This window comes from Variovorax gossypii (assembly GCF_003965815.1).
In the GTDB taxonomy this organism is placed as follows: Bacteria; Pseudomonadota; Gammaproteobacteria; order Burkholderiales; family Burkholderiaceae_C; genus Variovorax; species Variovorax gossypii.
The window spans coordinates 150,314-164,712 of the sequence record NZ_RXOE01000003.1; the positions used below are offsets into that span (position 1 = coordinate 150,314).

Annotated in this window: 12 protein-coding genes; 6 read left to right on the forward strand and 6 right to left on the reverse strand. The window is 69.4% G+C overall.

Annotation, left to right across the window (positions count from 1 at the left end; translation table 11 throughout):
• Nucleotides 1–18: 18 nt before the first annotated feature.
• The 3 genes from EJP69_RS15560 to EJP69_RS15570 are packed head-to-tail and all read right to left on the reverse strand — an operon-like array spanning nt 19 to nt 1,739.
• Nucleotides 19–606 carry a GNAT family N-acetyltransferase gene (locus EJP69_RS15560; protein WP_126471276.1) on the reverse strand — a complete coding sequence of 196 codons (588 nt, stop codon included), beginning with the start codon at nt 604–606 and terminating at the stop codon, nt 19–21.
• Nucleotides 607–635: 29 nt separating this feature from the next.
• Nucleotides 636–881, reverse strand: coding sequence for a hypothetical protein (locus tag EJP69_RS15565; protein WP_126471278.1), 246 nt, complete (start codon nt 879–881; stop codon nt 636–638).
• Nucleotides 882–884: 3 nt separating this feature from the next.
• Entirely contained in the window at nt 885–1,739 is an 855-nt protein-coding gene (locus EJP69_RS15570; protein WP_093206569.1) for an AAA family ATPase, read from the reverse strand.
• 169 nt (nt 1,740–1,908) lie between these two features.
• On the opposite strand from EJP69_RS15570, the gene EJP69_RS15575 reads away from it, so the two are divergent.
• Entirely contained in the window at nt 1,909–2,601 is a 693-nt protein-coding gene (locus EJP69_RS15575; RefSeq protein ID WP_093206570.1) for a c-type cytochrome, read from the forward strand.
• A gap of 92 nt (nt 2,602–2,693) precedes the next feature.
• Here the strand turns inward: EJP69_RS15575 and pcaG are convergent, their stop codons facing one another.
• Both pcaG and pcaH read right to left on the reverse strand, forming a co-directional pair.
• Nucleotides 2,694–3,302: a protocatechuate 3,4-dioxygenase subunit alpha gene (gene pcaG, locus EJP69_RS15580; protein ID WP_126471280.1), complete on the reverse strand. Its 609-nt coding sequence runs from the start codon at nt 3,300–3,302 to the stop codon at nt 2,694–2,696.
• A gap of 17 nt (nt 3,303–3,319) precedes the next feature.
• On the reverse strand, nt 3,320–4,045 hold the full coding sequence (gene pcaH / locus EJP69_RS15585) for a protocatechuate 3,4-dioxygenase subunit beta (RefSeq protein ID WP_093304403.1): 726 nt from the start codon (nt 4,043–4,045) through the stop codon (nt 3,320–3,322).
• 118 nt (nt 4,046–4,163) lie between these two features.
• Here pcaH and EJP69_RS15590 point away from each other — a divergent pair, with 118 nt between their 5' ends.
• Nucleotides 4,164–5,162 (forward strand): LysR substrate-binding domain-containing protein, encoded by a 999-nt coding sequence (locus EJP69_RS15590; protein ID WP_126471282.1) that lies wholly within the window; start codon nt 4,164–4,166, stop codon nt 5,160–5,162.
• A gap of 3 nt (nt 5,163–5,165) precedes the next feature.
• Here the strand turns inward: EJP69_RS15590 and EJP69_RS15595 are convergent, their stop codons facing one another.
• Nucleotides 5,166–5,600, reverse strand: a complete 435-nt coding sequence (locus tag EJP69_RS15595; RefSeq protein ID WP_019656213.1) for a DUF1841 family protein — start codon at nt 5,598–5,600, stop codon at nt 5,166–5,168.
• 313 nt (nt 5,601–5,913) lie between these two features.
• Here EJP69_RS15595 and EJP69_RS15600 point away from each other — a divergent pair, with 313 nt between their 5' ends.
• From EJP69_RS15600 to EJP69_RS15615, 4 genes are all read left to right on the forward strand, one after another.
• Nucleotides 5,914–10,275, forward strand: coding sequence for a hypothetical protein (locus EJP69_RS15600; RefSeq protein WP_240652168.1), 4,362 nt, complete (start codon nt 5,914–5,916; stop codon nt 10,273–10,275).
• A 96-nt stretch (nt 10,276–10,371) separates the two neighbouring features.
• Complete coding sequence (gene pal, locus EJP69_RS15605) at nt 10,372–10,875, forward strand: peptidoglycan-associated lipoprotein Pal (protein WP_093206713.1); 504 nt, start codon at nt 10,372–10,374, stop codon at nt 10,873–10,875.
• Between the two features lie 112 nt (nt 10,876–10,987).
• A complete protein-coding gene (locus EJP69_RS15610) occupies nt 10,988–14,074 on the forward strand; it encodes a glutamate ligase domain-containing protein (RefSeq protein ID WP_126471284.1) in 3,087 nt (1,028 codons plus the stop codon).
• The gene (locus EJP69_RS15615; RefSeq protein WP_126471286.1) at nt 14,071–14,364 is read left to right on the forward strand and encodes a hypothetical protein; all 294 of its coding nucleotides are present in this window, start codon (nt 14,071–14,073) and stop codon (nt 14,362–14,364) included. Before EJP69_RS15610 ends, EJP69_RS15615 begins: the two co-directional genes overlap by 4 nt.
• Nucleotides 14,365–14,399: the final 35 nt, after the last annotated feature.

Sequence of the window (14,399 nt, forward strand, 5' to 3'; positions counted from 1 at the left end):
CGTCGCTCGCCGGCGCTTTTAGCCGCGCGGCTTGTCGAGCAGGTACAGCAGCTGCGCCTTCACCTCGGGCCATTCGCCCGCGCGCAGGCTGTACATGACGGTGTCGCGGATGGTGCCGTCGCGGCGCATCACGTTGCCGCGGATCACGCCGTCCTTCTTCGCGCCCAGCCGCTCGATGGCGCGCTGCGAGGCGAAGTTGAAGTTGTCGGTGCGCCAGCCCACGACGTTGCAGCCCAATGTGTCGAAGGCATGCGCGAGCAGCAGCAGCTTGCAGGTGGTGTTGACATGCGTGCGCTGGCAGCGCGCGGCGTACCACGTGTAGCCGATCTCCACGCGCTTCACGGCGGGCAGGATGTCGTGGAAGCTGGTACTGCCGAGCACGGTGCCGGTGGCCTCGTCGGTCACGGCGAAGGCGAAGCGGTCCGCGGTCTTGAGTGCGGTCTCGATGTAGGCGCGCGTGTTCTCCGGCTCGGGCACGGAGGTGACGCGCAGCTTCCACAGTTCGCCGTCGGCGGCCGCGGCGCGCAGGCCTTCTTCATGGGCCGGCGCGAGCGGCACCAGTGCGATGCCGCGGGCCTTCAGCGTGACGGGTTCGACGAATGCCATTCTTTCCTCCAGGCTCTTCGCGGGCTTCCTCAGCCGCGCGGATCGCCGTACTTGCCCACGTACCAGAAGCGTGCGGCCTGCGCGCCGGCGCCGCCGCCCAGGCCGATGAGCGCGATGCCGATGAGCTCGCGCTTGTTGTATTCGCCGCTGCCGAAGGCGTCGAGGCCCAGCAGCAGCCCGAGCCCGCGGCCCAGCAGCGCGCCCACCATGAACATCACGGCCTGGGCAATGCCCAGCTTCATGAGTTGCCTGGTGGAGTGTTTCTGGTTGCTCATGGATCAGCGGTTGTTGCGCTGCATGAAGACGAGCTTCTCGAAGAGCGTCACGTCCTGCTCGTTCTTGAGCAGCGCGCCCACCAGCGGCGGCACGGCGACCTTGTCGTCCTTGCTCTGCAGCGCCTCGAGAGGGATGTCCTCGGCCACCAGCAGCTTGAGCCAGTCGAGCAGCTCGGAGGTGGAGGGCTTCTTCTTCAGGCCGGGCAGGTTGCGCACGTCGTAGAAGGTCTTCATCGCGGCCGCGAGCAGTTCCTGCTTGAGGCCGGGGAAGTGCACGCCGACGATGTGCTTCATCGTCTCCGCGTCGGGGAACTTGATGTAGTGGAAGAAGCAGCGGCGCAGGAAGGCGTCGGGCAGCTCCTTCTCGTTGTTCGAGGTGATGAACACCACCGGCCGGTGCTTGGCGCGGATGAGCTCGCGCGTCTCGTAGCAGTAGAACTCCATGCGGTCGATTTCGCGCAGCAGGTCGTTCGGGAATTCGATGTCGGCCTTGTCGATCTCGTCGATCAGCAGCGCCACCGGCTGATCGGCCGTGAAGGCCTGCCAGAGCACGCCCTTGACGATGTAGTTGTTGATGTCGCTCACGCGCTCGCCGCCGTCGACGTCCTTCAGCTGCGAGTCGCGCAGGCGGCTCACGGCGTCGTATTCATAGAGACCTTGCTGCGCCTTGGTGGTCGACTTGATGTGCCACTGCAGCAGCGGCAGGCCGAGCGACTGGGCCACTTCCTCGGCCAGCATTGTCTTGCCCGTGCCGGGTTCGCCCTTGACGAGCAGCGGGCGCTTGAGCGTGATGGCAGCGTTGACCGCGAGCATCAGGTCCTGAGTGGCGACGTAGTTGTCTGAGCCCTGGAATTTCATGAGTGCGATGGATGGAACGGATGGAACGAGGACGGGGGTGGAGAAAAGAACACACCCGATGTGCGTCGTGCAGCCTCAGGGTTGGCCTGCACAGGGTTCCAGGGGACCCCTGCATATAATCGAATGTTGATCCGAAAAACTGTACTCTCCACGAGATTGTGCGCGCAAAATGAACAAGTTGTTGACCACGATGTTTGCCCTTGCTGTCGCTTCCGTGACGGTCTCGGCTGAAGCCCAACAAGTCACTGGCAAGGCCCAGGACGGAGCAAAGAAGGTACAGATGTGCGTGGGCTGCCACGGCATCATCGGCTACCAGGCCAGCTTCCCGGAGATTCACAAGGTGCCGATGATCGCTGGCCAGAGCGCCACCTACATCACGGCGGCGCTCACCGCGTACAAGGGCGGTGACCGCAAGCATCCCACCATGCGCGCCATCGCGGACACGCTCACCGACCAGGACATCGCCGACATCTCCGCCTACTACAGCCAGCTCGGCCTGAAGGACGGTAGCGCGCCGCCGGCCACGCTGGCCAAGGCCACGCCCGCCAACGTAGAAGCGCTCATCACCCGCAACGCCGACAACAGCTGCACCAAGTGCCACGGCGCCAACTTCAACACGCCGAACGACGGCACCGTGCCCAAGCTGGCCGGCCAGCATGCGGACTACCTGTTCGTCGCGCTCAAGTCGTACCGCGTGAAGAACAACTCGCACCTGGGCCGCTCGAACGCGGTGATGGGCCAGCAGGTCGAGGAGAAGAAGTTCACCAACGCCGAGCTCAAGACGCTGGCCAGCTACATCAGCTCGCTGCCGGGTGAACTGAAGACGGTGCCCGAGTCGCGCATCCACCACGGCGCCGAATAAGCGTTCAGTGCAGGCGCTTCGTTGCGCACAAACAAAAAAGCCCGCTGCTGCGGGCTTTTTTGTGTCGGGGATTTCCCTGAGAGATCGGTGGATCAGACGTCGAAGAACGCCGTCTCGTCCGCGCCCTGCATGCGGATGTCGAAGCGATAGGTGACGGCGCCGCCTTGCTCCACGCGCTGGGCGATCAGCGTGTGGCGGCGGTCGGCCGGCACGCTCTGAAGCACCGCGTCCTTCGCGTTGGCCTCGGCCTCGTCGCTGAAGTACACGCGCGTGAAGGCATGCAGCAGCAGGCCGCGCATCAGCACGATGACGTTGATGTGCGGTGCCTCGCCGGGCGATTCGGCGCCGGGCTTGACGGTGTGGAACACGAAGCGGTTGCCTTCGTGCGTGCCGGTGCCCACGCGGCCGAAGGCGCGAAAGCCCATGGCGCGCGCTTCCTCGGGCGTCTGCGGATAGCGGCCTTCGCCGTCGGGCTGGCTGATCTCGACCAGCGCGTCGTTGATCGGGTTGCCGTCGCCGTCGATCACGCGGCCTTCGAGGCGGATGCGCTGGCCCTTGGCATCGTCGAGCGCGAGCACGGCGTCGAAGGGCTGGTCGAAGTCGTAGCCGTACTGCGTGGCGGTGAGGCCGTAGGCGAAGTAGGGGCCCACGGTCTGCGAGGGGGTCTGGCCGAAGTCGGCTTCCTGTGCGGTCATCAGCATGGTGCGTGTCTCCTGGCTCAGCGGTTCTCGAAGGGGGTCTCGTCGGCGCCGCGCAGCACGATGTCGAACTGGTAGCCCAGCGCGTAGCCTTCCTCGGTGATGTCGAGGCTGAAGTCGGCGATCAGGCGGTTGCGGTAGCGCTCGGGCGTGCCGGTGATCATCGGGTCGTACTGCATCAGCGGGTCGCCGGGGAAGTACATCTGCGTGACCAGGCGGCTCGCGAAGCTCTGGCCGAACAGCGACAGGTGGATGTGTTGCGGGCGCCAGGCGTTCGGGTGGTTGCCCCACGGGTACGCGCCGGGCTTGATGGTGAGGAAGCGGTAGCGGCCTTCGCTGTCGGTGAGGCAGCGGCCCGCGCCGAGGAAGTTGGGGTCCAGCGGCGCGTCGTGCTGGTCGACCTTGTGCACGTAGCGGCCGGCGGCGTTGGCCTGCCACAGCTCGACCAGCGTGTTGGCCACCGGGCGGCGGCGCTCGTCGAGCACGCGGCCGGTGAGGATCATGCGCTCGCCCAGCGGCTCGCCGTTGCGGCGAGCGTTGCGCGTGAGGTCGTTGTCGAACTCGCCGATGCTGTCGTGGCCGTACACCGGCTGCTGCAGCTCGCCGAGGGAGGCCTTCAGCGGAATGAGCGGCTTCTGCGGGCCGCGCTTCACGGTGGACTTGTAGCCGGGGTAGACGTAGCTGGGGTGGGCATCCCAGTCGCGCGGCGTGAGGATGGGCGAGGCGCCCTTGGTCTTGGTCAACATGAACGTTGTCTCCTGTCGTGGGACGAATCCGGAAGCCGCCACTTTAGAAGCGGCATCCGATGATGTAAATTGAAGATTGCTACGTTTTCAATAACCATAGGGAATTGAAAGCCCACCCTTGAAAGACCCGCTCACCGATCTTCGCCAGGACTTCGTGCGCAACGTGCAGCTGCGGCACCTGCGCTGCCTCGTCACGGTGGCGCAGGAGCGCCATCTCGCGCGCGCCGCCGAGCGGCTGGCGCTGAGCCAGCCGGCGGTGTCGAAGACGCTCTCGGAGCTGGAGGCGATCGCCGGCACGCGGCTGGTCGAGCGCAGCAAGGCCGGCCGGCGCGGCGTGCAGGGACTCACGGCCGCCGGCGAGCAGCTGCTCGCGCACGCGCTGCGCGTGCTCGAGGCGCTCGACGCCAGCGCGCAGGCCGTGGCACCGGAGACGGGCGCGCGCATCGAGCGCCTGCGCATCGGCGCGCTGCCCAGCGTGGCCCCGGCCCTGCTGCCGCTGGCGCTGGCGCGGCTGCGCGACAGCCGGCCCTCGGTGCAGATCGTGGTGAAGAGCGCGGCCAACGCCGCGCTGCTCGACGAGCTGCGCGCCGGCGAGCTCGACCTGGTGGTCGGCCGCATGAGCGATCCGCGCCTGATGGGCGGCCTGAGCTTCGAGCTGCTGCACACCGAGGCGCTGGTGTTCGCCGTGCGCGCCGGCCATCCGCTGGCGCACAAGGCGGTGTCTGTGCAGGCGGTGCTGGCCTATCCGTTGGTGGTGTACGGCGAGGGCACGATCCCGCGCCACAACACCGAGAGCTTTTTATCGGCGCGCGGTCTCGTGCTGCCGGCCAATGCGCTGCAGACGCTCGACGTGGCGGTGGCGCGCGCGTTGGTGGCGGTGTCCGACGCGGTGTGGATCACGCCGCTGGGCGCCGCGCGAAGCGAGCTGGCCGACGGGCGCCTCGTGCGGCTGCGCATAGAGACCGGCGGCACCGAGGAACCGGTCGGCCTGCTGCAGCGCAGCGACGCCGAGCCCTCGGCCCTGCGCGCCGCCATGGCCGCGCTGCTGCGCGAGGCGGCGAAGGAACAGGGCGCCGTTCCGGCAAGGGCCAGGAAAAAGCCGAAGGCCGGCGGCTAGTCCTCAGTCTTTCGTGGCTCGGCGCTGCACGCAGGCCACGTAGCCTTCGCCGTCCGGCGGACGGCCCGCGCGCTGGCTCTCCCACATCATCTGGCCCAGGCACTCCATCGCCTCGTGATGCGCATGGAGCAGCGAACCGCGCCGCGCCGCCAGCAGCTCGACCGCCTGGCGGATGCCGCGCGGCTGGTCGATGGAGCACTGCTCGCTGATCGACAGGTGCATCGACAGATGAAGGAACGGGTTCTCGCGCCCGTTCGATCCGTCGTAGACCCGCGCCACCGCCGCGTCGGCGTCGGCCAGGTCCTCGTGGTACTCGGGGTGCTGGTCGATCCAGCCGGCGGCGATGGTCTCGAGCGCTTCCATCGGCAGGCCCTGCCGGTGCTTGGCGTAGACGTCGCAGAAGAAGCGGCGCACGTCTTCCTGGGAGGGGTTGAACATATCTATATAGAGGTGAAGGAAAGAAGAGTGGGTGCGGTGCTCGCGGGCGCCCTTGCAGGCGCATCCGCAGGTGTGTCCACGAGCCCTCGGATGTGTCGGACGTTCCGGGTACGCGGCGTTACTTCGTTACGTAACGATTCGCCAAATGACCTGCTTACGAGCTGTTTCCACACCCCGCCGGCAGCCCGCCAAAAAGAAAATTTTCCATACGAATCAACAAGTTGCGATGCTCCGGGCCGCTTTGGCATGGGGCGCGGAAAAAGCGGCACGCTAGTTGCCCCTGAGTAGGCATCTTTTGTCACAGAAGGCTGCCATGACCGCTCAACAAGCATCGACCAATACGACCGAGGGACTTGCCGCCGCTGGCGCTGCTCCTGTGGTCATCGCCCAGGCTACCGTCACACCGCTCGGCACTCCCGGCGTGGTGAGTTCGGCGGCACCCGCCGCAACCGCGGCCCCCGCCGGCATCGGCACATTATCGAATGCCACGCCAGGCGTTGCGGTGATGCGCGACGGTGTCCGCATTCCCGTCGATGGCAATCAGACACTGATGGCCGGCGACCGCGTGATCGTTCCGCAGGACGGCCACGCCAATGTTCTCTTCCCCGGATCGGCCACCAACAAGGCCCCGCTCGCAGGTGTGTTCACCGGCGGCACCGACGCCACCATCGGCTCGACCAAGCTGCCCGGCGGCCTCGAACAAGTGAATGTGGATGTCGCCTCGGGCGACCTGCAGGTGACCCCGCCCGACAGCGATGCGGATGCCGCTGCCCTGGCCGTCACCAAGAAGCTCGCTGCCGGCAGCGGCATCGGGCTGGGTGAATTCGCACTGGGCGCCCTGGGCGCCGCAGCCTTGGGTGCCGCGCTCAGCGGCGGTGGCGGCGGCAGCGACAGCGCGTTCCCGCTGCTCGTCGGTTCGGGCAACCCGACCAACCCTGGCGATTCCGACGCGGATGCCGACTCTGATGCGGATGCCGACGCCGACGCGGATGCGGACGGTGATGCAGACGCCGATGCTGACGCCGATGCCGATGCCGATGCGGATGCGGATGCGGATGCAGACGCCGATGCCGATGCCGATGCCGATGCCGACGCCGACGCCGACGCCGATGCCGATGCCGATGCTGACGCTGACGCTGACGCCGATGCCGACGCCGATGCCGACGCTGACGCTGACGCCGATGCCGATGCCGACGCTGACGCCGATGCCGATGCCGATGCCGATGCCGATGCCGATGCCGATGCCGATGCCGATGCCGATGCAGACGCAGACGCAGACGGCGACGCCCTCCTCAACCCCGGCGACAGCCTCGTCAACCACGCCGTGGACAGCCTCGGCGGCGCGCTCGGCCTCGGCGATTCGCTCACGCCGGTCACCAACGCGGTCGACGGCCTGACCGACACGCTCGACGACGTGCTGGCTCCGCTGCTCGGCAGCGAGTTCACGCCGAACGACCCCAACCAGTTCGACCCGATCGACAACACCGTCGGCAGCGTGACCGACCTGCTGGGCGACAGCCTGAGCCCCACGCTCGACAACCTGCTGGGTGCCGGTGCCACCACCGCCATCCTCGGCACGGTGCTGGGCCAGGTGGACTACCTGACCGACGCGCTGGACAACGGCCTGACCAACCTGGTCGGTGACCACGGCATCATCAGCGGCCTGACCGACGCACTCGGCCTGAGCGGCCTCACCGACCAGCTGGTGGGCAACGACGGCCTGCTGGGCGGCGTGCTCGACAACGTGCTCGGCGAAGGCAGCCTGGTGTCCGGCCTGCTGGCCGAAGACGGCCTCGTGGGCGGCCTGCTCGGTGACGACGGCATCGTCGGCGGCCTGCTCGGCGAAGACAGCGCGGTGGGTGGCCTGCTGGGCAACGTGCTCGGCGACGACGGCCTCGTCGGCGGCCTGCTGGGCGACGGCGCGGTGGGCAGCCTGACCGGCGGCCTGCTGGGTGACGACGGCCTGCTGGGCGGCCTGCTCGGCGACGGCAGCGCGGTGGGTGGCCTGCTCGGCGACGACGGCCTGGTCGGCGGCCTGCTGGGCGGCGAAGGCACCCTTTCCAACCTGCTCGGCAGCGGCGGCCTCACCGGCGAGCTGCTGGGCCACGGCGGCCTGGTCGACAGCCTGCTCGGCCAGGACGGCGCCATCTCCGGCATCATCGCCGACAGCCCGCTGGGCGGCCTGCTCGGCGGCGAAGGCGGCCTGCTTGGCGGCGCGGTGGGTGGCCTGCTCGGCGACGACGGCCTGGTCGGCGGCCTGCTGGGTGACGACGGCCTCGTGGGCGGTCTGCTCGGCAACGACGGCTTGCTCGGCGGTGTCCTGGGCGGCGACGGCCTGCTGGGCGGTGTGCTCGGCGATGACGGCCTGCTCGGCGGCGTGCTGGGCGGCGACGGTCTCGTCGGAGGCCTGCTCGGTGGCGACGGCCTGCTGGGTGGCGTGGTGGGCGATGACGGTCTGGTCGGCGGCCTGCTGGGCGGCGACGGCCTCGTGGGTGGCCTGCTCGGCGACGACGGTCTTGTCGGCGGCCTGCTGGGTGACGACGGCCTGCTGGGCGGCGTGCTCGGCGACGACGGCGTCGCCGGCGGCCTGCTCGGGCCGGACGGCCTGGTCGGCGGCCTGCTGGGCGAAGAAGGCCCGGTCGGTGGCCTGCTGGGTGAGGACGGCATCGTCGGCGGCCTGCTCGGCGGTCTGCTGGACGGCGTCGGCGGTGGCGGCACCCCCGGCACCGGCGCCGCGCTGCTCGACCCGGCCGACGGCGTGCTCGGCAACCTGGTCGACGGCCTGAATCAAGGCGTGCTCGGCGGGCTCGGCCTGACCAATGTGCTCGGACCGGTGGTCGGCGTCGCCGACGGCCTGACCGACACGGTCGGCGGCCTGCTGGGCCCGGTGCTCGGCACCAGCTTCTCGGAAAACGACCCCAACGTGCTCGACCCGGTCGACGGCCTCGTCGGCCAGGTGGCAAGCGGTGCCGCGGGCCTGCTGAGCCCGCTGACCGACCAGCTGCTCGGCACGAACACGACGGCGGCGCTGCTGAACGGCGTCACGGCGCAAGTCGACTACCTGACCGACGGCGTGGCCAACGTCCTGTCCGGCGACGGCCTCCTTGGCGGTGTCCTGGGTGACGACGGCCTGCTGGGCGGCGTGCTCGGCGGTGACGGCGGTCTGCTCGGCGGCGTGCTGGGTGACGACGGCCTGCTGGGCGGCGTGCTCGGCGGTGACGGTGGTCTCCTCGGCGGTGTTCTGGGTGACGACGGCTTGCTGGGTGGCGTGCTCGGCGGTGACGGTGGTCTGCTCGGCGGCGTGCTGGGTGACGACGGCCTGCTGGGCGGAGTGCTCGGTGGCGACGGCGGCCTCCTCGGTGGCGTGCTGGGTGAAGACGGCCTGGTCGGCGGCCTCCTCGGCAGCGTGACCGGTGGCGACGCTGGCGGCCTGCTCGACGGCATCCTCGGCAGCGACGGTCTGGTCGGTGGCCTGCTCGGCAGCGTGACCGGTGGCGACGCTGGCGGCCTGCTGGATGGCGTGCTCGGCAGCGGCGGCCTGCTCGGCAGCGTGACCGGTGGCGACGCTGGTGGTCTGCTCGACGGCGTGCTCGGCAGCGACGGCCTGGTCGGTGGTCTGCTCGGCGGCGTGACCGGCGGCGACGCTGGCGGCCTGCTCGACGGCGTGCTCGGCAGCGACGGCCTGGTCGGTGGTCTGCTCGGCGGCGTGACCGGCGGCGACGCTGGCGGCCTGCTCGACGGCGTGCTCGGCAGCGACGGCCTGGTCGGCGGCCTGCTCGGCAGCGTGACCGGTGGCGACGCTGGTGGTCTGCTCGACGGCGTGCTCGGCAGCGACGGCCTGGTCGGTGGTCTGCTCGGCAGCGTGACCGGCGGCGACGCTGGCGGCCTGCTCGACGGCGTGCTCGGCAGCGACGGCCTGGTCGGTGGCCTGCTCGGCACCGTGACCGGTGGCGACGCCGGCGGCCTGCTCGACGGCGTACTCGGCAGCGACGGCCTGGTCGGCGGTCTGCTCGGCAGCGTGACCGGCGGCGACGCTGGCGGCCTGCTGGACGGCGTACTCGGCAGCGACGGCCTTGTCGGTGGCTTGCTCGGCACCGTGACCGGTGGCGACGCCGGCGGCCTGCTCGACGGCGTACTCGGCAGCGACGGCCTGGTCGGCGGTCTGCTCGGCACCGTGACCGGCGGCGACGCTGGTGGCCTGCTGGACGGTGTCCTCGGCAGCGACGGTCTCGTCGGCGGTCTGCTCGGCAGCGTGACCGGTGGCGACGCTGGCGGCCTGCTCGACGGCGTACTCGGCAGTGACGGCCTCGTCGGCAGCCTCCTGGGTCAAGACGGCCTGGTGGGCAGCCTGCTCGGCGGCCTGACCGGCAGCGACGGCGCGGTGGCCAACATCCTGCAGCCGGTGACCGACGTCGCCGGCAGCGTGACCGACACCGCGGCTCCGGTCGTGTCGAGCGCCACCAGCGCAGTGCACGACGCGACCGCTCCGGTGACCGACATCCTGGCAGGCGCCACGACGACGGTCGCTCCGGTGGCGGATGCCGTCAACAGCACAGTGAGCGGCGTCGAACATGCCGTGACCCCGCTGGTGACCGAGGTTGTGACCCCGATCACCAGCCTGGTCGAGCACGCCGTGTCGCCCGTGACGAACGTCCTGCACGGCCTGCTGGGCTGATCGTCCGGAAACAGACAACAGAAGGAAGAGGGGCGAGGGAGCTTGCTGCAGCACCAGGGACAGGCCGCCACCGGCCTGTCCCGCGAAAGGACCAACATGAAAAAGAACTTCCAGACACTGGCCATCGTCGCGCTCGGCGCAGCACTCGTGGGCTGCGCGGCCCCCAAGAGCGGTCGTGACGATGCGACCTACTACTACTCGAACAAGGCCGCCACCGCGGTGCCGAAGGTGGAGCCGGCACCGCCGCCGCCGGTGCAGAACGGACCGGTCGGCGTGCCGAAGATCGTCTACTTTGACTTCGACAAATACAACATCAGGCCCGGCGACCGGAACATCGTGGAGGCTCACGCGAGCTTCCTGCGCAACCGGCCGCAGAGCCGGGTCGTGATCGAGGGCCACACCGACCAGCGCGGCGGCCGCGAATACAACCTGGCGCTGGGCCAGCGCCGTGCCGACTCGGTGGCGCGCGCGCTCACGCAGCTCGGCGTGCCCGCCGAACGCATCGAGGCCATCAGCTGGGGCCTGGAAAAGCCCGCATCGAACGAAACCACGGAGGAGGGCTATCAGCTCAATCGCAGAGCCGAATTCAGCTATCGCTGAGGCCGGATCACCGCGATGACTTCGGTCGTGGCAGTTCCCGGTCCGCGCACACGTCACCAGAGCGAAAGCAGATGACGGGCGTGGCCGGTTTCCCGCATCCGAACGGGGCCGAATGATGTCCTTCACAGACCAGCTCCACGCCTGCCACGAACGCCTTGTGTCGGTGTGCGCGGCGCTGCCGGCCCCGTATCCGGCCTTCACGCTGTTCTTCTCCGTGAGCGACGGCTCGCAACGTGCGCACGTGGTGCACGCGCGGGCCGCCGATTTCGAGACCGCCTGGCGCGAGGGCGCCGGACACATGGAGAGCTGGGTGCGCGAGCGCGGCATCGTGTCGCCGTGGCTGCGCATCGACTGGGTCGAGGGCGCGAGCCCGATGGACTGGGCCCAGTTCAAGACCCAGCTCACCGCCGTCAAGCGCAACTACTTCCGCCTCGGGCTGGCCTTCGACAAGGACTTCTCGATGGCCTTCACCGAGCAGGAGCTCAACGCCAACGCGATGCTGTGCGGCGACTCGACCATTCCGCACTCGGTGGTGAACGCGCGCAACTTCGAGGTCTACAGCCAGGCGCGCTTCGAGCGCTCGCCGCCGCTGGACATGTCGGCGGACCAGCCGGTCTACCTGCTCGCGACCGTGGGTGTGTTCTGCCAGCCCGACGGCGTGGTGCACAAGCTGGTGGGCACGGGGCTCGACGCGGGTCGTCGGCAGCTGCCGGCGCTCAATCCGCAGTCGGTGCTCGACCTCGTGCGCAGCGGCTCGTCGTACCTGGCGCGCCAGGTGCAGGGCGACGGCCTCTTCGTGTACGGCTACTTCCCGTGCTTCGACCGCCGCATCCCGACCTACGACGCGATGCGCCACGCGAGCGCGGTCTACGCCATGCTCGAGTCGTGGGAGCTCACGCGCGACGAGACGCTGCGCGCGGCCATCGACCGGGCGCTGGACCATCTCACCGGATCGCTGATCCGCGACTACACGCTGCTCGACGGCCGCGCCGTGGCCTTCCTGGTCGACACCGGCGGCGAGATCAAGCTCGGCGGCAACGCGGCCTGCGTGCTCGCGCTGGTGAAGTACTGCGAGCTGATGGAAACGCGCCGCTGGCTGCCGCTGCTGGAGCGGCTCGCGCTGGGCATCGTCTCGCTGCAGGACCCGGCCACCGGACGCTTCAACCACGTGCTGCACGCGGCCGACCTCACGGTCAAGCAGGCCTCGCGCATCATCTACTACGACGGCGAGGCGGCCTACGGACTCATGCGCCTGTACAGCCTCACGCGCGAGCCGCAATGGCTTGCCGTGGTGGAGAAGGCCTTCGACCATTTCATCGCCAGCCAGCACTGGCAGGCGCACGACCACTGGCTCAGCTGCTGCGTGCACGAGCTCACGCACTGGAGCCCGCAGGAGAAGTACTTCCGCTTCGGCCTGCAGAACGTGGCGGGGTATCTCGATTTCGTGCTCGACCGGAAGACCACCTTCCCGACGCTGCTCGAACTCATGCTGGCCGCGCAGCAGATGCTCCAGCGGCTCGAAGGCATGCCCGCGATGCGGCACCTTCTGGACGAGCTCGACACCGAGAAGTTCTACCGCGCGCTCGACTACCGCGCGCACTACCTGCTCAACGGTTTCTTCTGGCCAGAGATGGCGATGTACTTCCGCCGTCCGTCGACGGTGGTGGGCTCGTTCTTCATCCGCCACCACTCGTTCCGCGTGCGCATCGACGACGTCGAGCAGTACCTCTCGGGCTTCGCCGCCTACCACCGCTACCTGGTGGAGCGGCGCGCCTCGCCGGGCGCCGCGGGCACGGGCTCCGGCGGAGGCCGCGACGACGGCGCCGTGTGGACCGCGAGCGAGATGGCGCGCGTCACCGGCGGCGAATGGGTCGTGAAGCCCGAGGACGGATGGCGCGCCGCCGGCGTTGCGCAGCGCTCCTTCATGCGCAAGGGGCGCGTGGTGTTCGACCACCAGACGCGACCCTCGAAGACGCCGCTGGCGGCGGTCACGCTCAAGGGCGTGCTGCAGCCGGCCGCGGCCGTGCTGTGCTCCGACCCCAAGCCGCATCTCGACAAGCGCGTGCCCGTGCTCAAGGTGTCGAACGTGCTGCAGGCCGTGCTGGAGCTGGGCGACCATGCGCGCGCCGAATTCGCGGGCCGCGTGTGCGGCGTGCTCGGCAGCGGCGCGGGCAGCGGCACCGTGGCCGCCATGCTGGCCGGCGCGCTGACCGTGTGGGGCGAGGTCGGCCAGCCCGAGGGCAACATCAGCCTGCCGTCGGGCATCGCCTGGAACATGACCTGCATGCCGCGCCATGCGGCCTACTGGGTGCTGGAGATGGGCACCTCGCACATGCCGGCTTCCGCGCAACTGGTGCGCCCGTCGCTCATGGTGGTGACGGGGCTCTCGACCGCGTCGCAGAAGCACCGCGGCCCCTCGGAAGCGGCCGCGCGTCTCGACAGCCGGATCTTCCAGGCCATGGTGCCGGGCGACAGCGTGGTGCTCAACCGCGACATGGCCGAGTTCGCGACCTTCGCCGAGGCGGCGATGGCACAGCAGCTTCAGATCGTGACCTGCGGCGAGCACAGGGACGCCGACGTGCGCCTGCTCGGCTTCGACCACGGCGAGGTGCAGGCGCTGGTGGCGGGCGAGCCCTTCCAGCTGTGGCTGAATGCGCCGGGACGCCACATGGGCGCGAGCGCCATCGCGGCGCTCGCTGCACTGCAGGCGATGCGCCTGCCGCTGGCGGCCGCGGTCGAGCCCTTCGCGCACTTCGAGCCGCCGGGCGGACGCGGCGCGCTGCACACCATTCACATCGGCGGCGGCAGCTTCAAGCTGATCGACGAGACCTACGACGCCAACCCGAGCTCGATGCGCGCGGCGCTGGAGCTGCTCTCGCAGGCGCCCTGCGAGCCGGCGCGGCGAGTGGCGATCCTCGGCGACATGCAGGAGCTCGGCCCCGCCGCGCAACGCCACCACCTCGACCTCGAGGCCGAGCTGCTTGCATCGCAGCCCGACCGCGTGCTGCTGTGCGGACCGCTGATGCGCGCGCTGCATGCGCGCATCCGCACCAAGGTCCGCTCGCACTGGTTCGTCGACGTGTCCGACCTGTCGACCGCGCTGGGCGGGCTGCTGCAGCCCGGCGACTGGGTGTTGGCGAAGAGTTCCGCGGGCATCGGCCTGTCGAGGCTGGCCCGCGTTTTGAAAGCACTGCCATGAGATGGAACGCACTCCTGCATTCGCCCTTCTTCGATCATGAGCCGCGGCTGCGGCGCGAGCCCTCGCGGCGCTGGTGGCTGGGCTGGCTGCAACTGCTGTGCGCATGGGTGCTGTGCATGCTGCTGTGCGCCAACATCGCGCTGGTGTTCGCACAGGGTTTGCCCGGACAGACAGGGGAGGCCAGGGCAGGGAGGCCGGCCGGTTGCGCGGTTATGGGAAGCGCCGCGCAACCGGAGCCGGTTCATGGGATCAGGGCCGATGTGACGAGAGGGCAGAAGCTGTCTTGCTGATGTGTGTTTGAAGCGCACCGCGCATCAATTTTTGC